This is a genomic window from Peribacillus sp. P4_C12, assembly GCF_056402095.1.
Window position 1 is genome coordinate 1 of the sequence record NZ_JBFUIB010000974.1, and the last position, 899, is coordinate 899.

Genomic DNA, 899 nt, shown 5'->3' on the forward strand with positions numbered 1-899 from the left:
ATGTTGAAACGGTCCAATCTATATTAGGGGGTAGCGAACATGAATAAATTAACAAAAGCGCTGCAGGAATGTGAATCTAGGGGAGAAAAAGCATTTATTCCTTACATTATGGCAGGAGATGGCGGTCTTGAACGGCTAAAGAGCCAACTTATATTCCTTGAAAAAAGCGGGGCAACAGCTGTCGAATTAGGTATCCCATTCTCTGACCCTGTGGCTGATGGACCGGTTATCCAACAGGCGGGAATCCGTTCTTTGGAGAATGGTACAACTTTAAAAGATATTCTAAAAAAAGTGACTGAAATCAAAGGCGATGTAAACATTCCAATCATTTTAATGGGGTATGCAAATTCAATTATGGCATATGGCCTTAAAGAATTCACAGAAGATTGTCTTCAGGCAGGAATCGCCGGATGTATCATCCCTGATTTGCCAATTGAAGAAGAAGCTGTCTTTTCAACTATAAAAACTGCAGGGATTGTACTGATCCGTCTTGTGACGCTCACGTCTTCTAGAGAACGGATTACTCAGATTACGGCAGGGGCAGAGGGTTTTATCTATGCTGTGACTGTAAAGGGCATTACGGGGACCCGTGATGCCTTTGGAGGAGAACTTGGAGGCTATTTAAAACAGGTAAAAGACCTAAGTCCTGTTCCTGTTCTTGCCGGATTTGGCATCTCTACTCCAGATCATGTCCGCAATACGGTACAATCCTGCGATGGTGTCATCGTCGGAAGCAAGATAATCGAATGCTTTGAAGCGGGTAAAGAAAATCAAATAAGTGAATTGATACGCCTTGCTCCAACTGCATCCATTATCTTGATTATCGGAGCTGGTGACGCATTTAAAAATGTATTAATCACAAGTGGAGTAGGGGAAGCTATTGCAAGTTAGCCACATCC

General features: G+C 42.7%; 1 protein-coding gene. It reads left to right on the forward strand.

Annotation, left to right across the window (positions count from 1 at the left end; translation table 11 throughout):
- The first annotated feature begins 39 nt into the window (after positions 1–39).
- Positions 40–891, forward strand: coding sequence for a tryptophan synthase subunit alpha (gene trpA, locus AC1DUW_RS30650; protein WP_477644426.1), 852 nt, complete (start codon positions 40–42; stop codon positions 889–891).
- The last annotated feature ends 8 nt before the right edge of the window (positions 892–899 follow it).